Genomic DNA, 4,208 nt, shown 5'->3' with positions numbered 1-4,208 from the left:
GGTGGCTGCGGGCTTTTTCATTCGTTTATTTTACCAGATGCCGTCACTTAAGTTTTTTTTGACCTGAATCCTTACGATTAAAGTAGTTAATAAAACTGAGGATGCGATTTTTCAGATCGTACTGACTGGTGAAACTTGCTCTTTTCAGTAATTTCCGCACCAAAATGCTGAACCAAATCTCTATTTGATTAAGCCACGAAGAATGTTTGGGTGTATAATGGAAAACAATTTGATGTGTTGGGTCACTTAAAAAAACAGCGCGGGATTTCATGGATTGAAGTATGCCGCTTTTTCCCTTAATACCGAGGTCGATATCTAAGCCTTCTTTTTCGGCGACCAAACGCACCAGTGATTCAGATTGGTGAGTATTCAGACAATCCATAATTAGATGCCATTTTTGAGCATCAGGGTCAGTTTCAATGATGTGACGAATGTTGAGTAAAAAATCGGCTTCTGTTCTCGAATTTCCGCAAGTTGGCTCGATAATCTTACCCGTAGCAATATTTAAATTGGCTATCAATGTCTGCGTGCCATGACTAATATATTCAAACTCTCTTCTTGCAACTTTTCCTGGTCGCATTGGTAAGTCTTTCTCGATACGTTCAATAGCTTGAATCCCTGTCATTTCATCAACCGATATGGTGTGTTCTCCATCTTGACTGCGTTCAATCGCAGTCAGATATAAACCTGTAATATCTTTAACTTTTGCATCAAATTCTTCATCCACAGGGGGGGGTTAACCAGTAGCGCGAGGCCTGTGGTTTAAGTTCTGCTTCTTCTAATAATCTGCCAACATGTCGGACTGATATACTTTCAATAATGCCTTGAAACATGATTTCCTCCGCCAGTTCTCTAGCCGTCCAATGACTTATTGGCCGTCCATAATCCGACGGTGAGGAACAGGCGAGTGCATATAACTCGGTTACTTGTTCCATGCTAAATTTTGCTGGTGCGCCAACACGTTCTCGATCTTGTAATCTTTGCAAAATCGATAAGTCTTTTCTCTGGCTCTCCAACCATCGGTTTCGCCATAAACGAGCCATCTGCCGGTTAATCTCTAGGCTTCGGGCTATTTCACGATGATTTTGACCATCAGATGCCATGAGAATGATTTTGGCTCGTAGCACGATCTGTTGCGGCGTGTTGTGTCTCTTGCTCAACTGGTGAAGTTGATGACGCTCGCCATCGCTTAATTTTAATGTTTTAGGCATTAATAAGGCCATATATGACTCCTTTATCACCTACCGAAACTGGTCTAAACTAACTATGTTAGTCTACCACAAATATAGTCTGTCTACTTACGCCGAGCTGTACTAGCTATCATAAGGCGAATTTAGAGATTTCTTATTAGAAGTAAATGGTGACAAAGAGCCTGATGATTGGTCAATTACTTGTATTTTATTTGCTCCAAATGCTCCCCAACAGAATCCCGTTGAAGATATTTGGTTACAAGCTAAAAATTTTTTAAGAAAGTATTGGTATTTATGTAGGTCTTTTAAGATTGTTAAATTTTTGTTGGATTTTTTTACTAACGAACATAAATTTGATTTCCCCAAAATACATAAATATACTTGCACGCAGAAAATTAATTAGGATTGTTATAGGTCTAGAAAATCATTTAGGATTGCTATATCAAATAAATACGATTCTAAATCCTTCCCCTGCAAATCTGCCAAAGACACCCAAATCACAATCGCCTCCGAAATTTCCGCCGCTACCCAATTAGCAATCTGCCGCAACAGTGTAGTTTTCCCCGCCCCCGGTTCCCCAATAATTCCTAACCGCTTCCCATTGCTTTTCGGGCTACTTCCTCCCCGCAAAACTTGCTCAAGAAACTCCCTATGTTCAAAGGTTTGAGTTACTTCCTTTTCCCGGTACAAATCTGAACCTTCCTCCGCCGCCAAATCCTCGTGTCGCTGAGTCACCTTGTGCCGTTCCACCAAACCCAGCGGCACATAAAAATCATCAATTTGATGGTTGCCAAAAGTGAGCTGATTGCTACTAAGCCGCTGCTGTTCTTTCTCGTCTAAAATCTGCTGACAAATACTCTGCCAGTCAATCGGTTGGTAAACAATGCGGCTCTTTTCGACAATCTCCTCAAGCCAAGCATACATCTCTTGGGTTGTGCTATCAATCCGCGTCAATGTTTGCCCGGTAAATATCTGAAAAACCTTTTCATTTTCCTTGATTTCCTGAGCAAAGTATGCTGACACCAAGGCAAACAACTCTTGCTTTAACTTCGTTTTGTAGGGTGCAACATCGCAATTTTCCAGAGCAACTTCCAGCAGTTTTTGGTTAACTTCTGTTACCCGATTCTGCTTTAACTCATCTGTCGCAGTCAGCAGCAATTCTATCTCATCTAAACCCTCAATCGGAATCCCAGATGGGACTGTTTCTTTATCAACCTTTTCTAATTCTAATTTGAGCTTTTCGAGCCTTCGTTTCAACCAATCAAAATCCCTGCGCCTGTCTTGCAGCGAATAGCTAAAACTATCTCGGTTATTCGTATTTTTCGGATCGATTTCCTGTTTGCATTCTGAGGCGATTTGTTGTTGAGCTTTCAGGAAAGATGTTTTGAGCGCTTTTTCTAAATCGTGATTGACAATTTTACCGTTTCGTGATACTTTTTTTATCCCCGTCAAACAGAGGTGCTTTGCTGCATCGTTGGCTTGAGTCCCAAGGATGGCTTGCCAAACAACTGTGAAAAGCCCTCCCAATAGTAGCGCTGCATCTATCATAAAAAAAACTCGGTAAGTGGGAAACTCAGAGACTTTAGTCCTGAGAGGAAAACGACCAGGCGGTTGAAACCGCCTTGAATCTTTCCATTACCGCCTTGGGATTGTTCGATTAGGTGTACTTTTGTAATGTACTTTCGATGGGACAATTACCACCTCAAACCTTACAACCCTGTACGCATAATGTTTGCTCTTGTGGAGCCTCCCTTACGGGGTGATGTTAGCTTCGTCAATGTTATAAGGGCTTGTTGTTAGACCTGCAACACTGTTTCAGTGACTTTAAAACTGTTTAATTGCAGATGACAGAGCGGAAAACTAGCTTCGCATTCTCCGGTGTCGTGACCTAAATAACGTAGTCAGTGGTTGAGTCGAGGGGGGATATTATTCCCCGCCCCTCTCAGTTAGATCTGGGCGTGCGACTTTCACCGCACCCAGCTCCCGATGTTCTTGGCTTGCGCCTTTGCTTATGTGGAGATAGTCGTGGCAACTTTCGTGAACCGCTAGAAGGTTGTTTATTTTCCAATTACTATGGTTTCCATCAACATGGTGCAGATGTACCTTTTCATCGCCTAGCATTTTTAGACCACATTTCCCACATTTATGGTTTTGCCGTTTTAAAGCTTTAGAGGTTTCTCCGTCGTAAAGCTTGCTGTTACGCTCACTCCAGTAGGCTATATCTCCGTCGTAGGGGGATTTCTCTCCTTTGACGTTGACAAATCTATTTTCGGATAAAGGAACCGCCGGGAACGCTTTTTCTATCAATTTCTTGACAGTATAGCGATTCTGTTTTGCTTCCTTATTAAATACCTTGAAGGCTCTATTGCTGATGAACCACAGTGATAACCGTGACCCCTCCAACTTACAGTAGCGATGGTAATTTCTCCAGCCTCTAACTACAGGGGCTAATTTTTGAGCTTTGACCGTAGCACCATAATTCGAGTTGTTAATGATGTGTTTTACCTTCTGACAGAGAACTCTAAAATTGTCCACTGATGGAACGCATCTAAATTTCCCGTTGTTTTGCACTTTTAAATGCCAACCGAGGAAGTCAAATCCATCTGTCGTAGCTGTTAGCTTAGTTTTCTTTTCACTAACCTTCATGCCTCGTTCTGCCAGAAATTCGCTGATTTTATCAAGTATTGCCTCCGCATTATCTTTAGGTTTCAGAATTATTACCATGTCATCCGCGTAACGGACTGATTGATGTATTTCCTCAATCCCGTTGAGAGCGATATTGGCGAGTAATGGACTTACCACACCCCCTTGCGGGGTTCCTTGTTCGGGAAATTCTGGATTGACTCCTGATTTTAGACAGCGGAATATTCCGGTCTTGATGCCACAAGGGGCTATGAGTCGTTTCATTATGCTATTGTGGCTTATCCTGTCGAAGCATTTTTCGTAAGGATTCAGGTCTGAAAAATGGGAATGAGCTCGGGCATAGGAAAGTAGTCACAAGAATGGGCAGAAATAGCC

At 42.1% G+C, this 4,208-nt stretch carries 4 protein-coding genes; all 4 read right to left on the bottom strand.

Translation table 11 applies throughout. The features are described from left to right. Window positions 1-43: 43 nt before the first annotated feature. Window positions 44-727 carry a transposase gene (locus tag QUA44_RS30090; RefSeq protein ID WP_333257496.1) on the bottom strand — a complete coding sequence of 228 codons (684 nt, stop codon included), beginning with the start codon at window positions 725-727 and terminating at the stop codon, window positions 44-46. Continuing rightward, window positions 720-1,223, bottom strand: coding sequence for a helix-turn-helix domain-containing protein (locus tag QUA44_RS30085; protein ID WP_333257492.1), 504 nt, complete (start codon window positions 1,221-1,223; stop codon window positions 720-722). The genes QUA44_RS30090 and QUA44_RS30085 overlap by 8 nt, the downstream gene beginning before the upstream one ends. Window positions 1,224-1,598: 375 nt before the next feature. After that, window positions 1,599-2,738, bottom strand: a complete 1,140-nt coding sequence (locus QUA44_RS30080; RefSeq protein WP_333257490.1) for a hypothetical protein — start codon at window positions 2,736-2,738, stop codon at window positions 1,599-1,601. A 378-nt stretch (window positions 2,739-3,116) separates the two neighbouring features. Next, window positions 3,117-4,145 (bottom strand): reverse transcriptase domain-containing protein, encoded by a 1,029-nt coding sequence (locus QUA44_RS30075; protein ID WP_333257498.1) that lies wholly within the window; start codon window positions 4,143-4,145, stop codon window positions 3,117-3,119. Window positions 4,146-4,208: the final 63 nt, after the last annotated feature.

The sequence above is a fragment of the Microcoleus sp. N9_A2 genome (assembly GCF_036701775.1).
Taxonomy (GTDB): domain Bacteria; phylum Cyanobacteriota; class Cyanobacteriia; order Cyanobacteriales; family Microcoleaceae; genus Microcoleus.
Note: the sequence above shows the minus strand (reverse complement) of the source record. Positions and strands in the feature narration are given on the sequence as shown.

Coding starts and splice junctions, on each gene's coding strand:
- QUA44_RS30085 (WP_333257492.1), bottom strand. CDS start 1,223: ATGGCCTTATTAATGCCTAAAACATTAAAATTAAGCGATGGCGAGCGT.
- QUA44_RS30080 (WP_333257490.1), bottom strand. CDS start 2,738: ATGATAGATGCAGCGCTACTATTGGGAGGGCTTTTCACAGTTGTTTGG.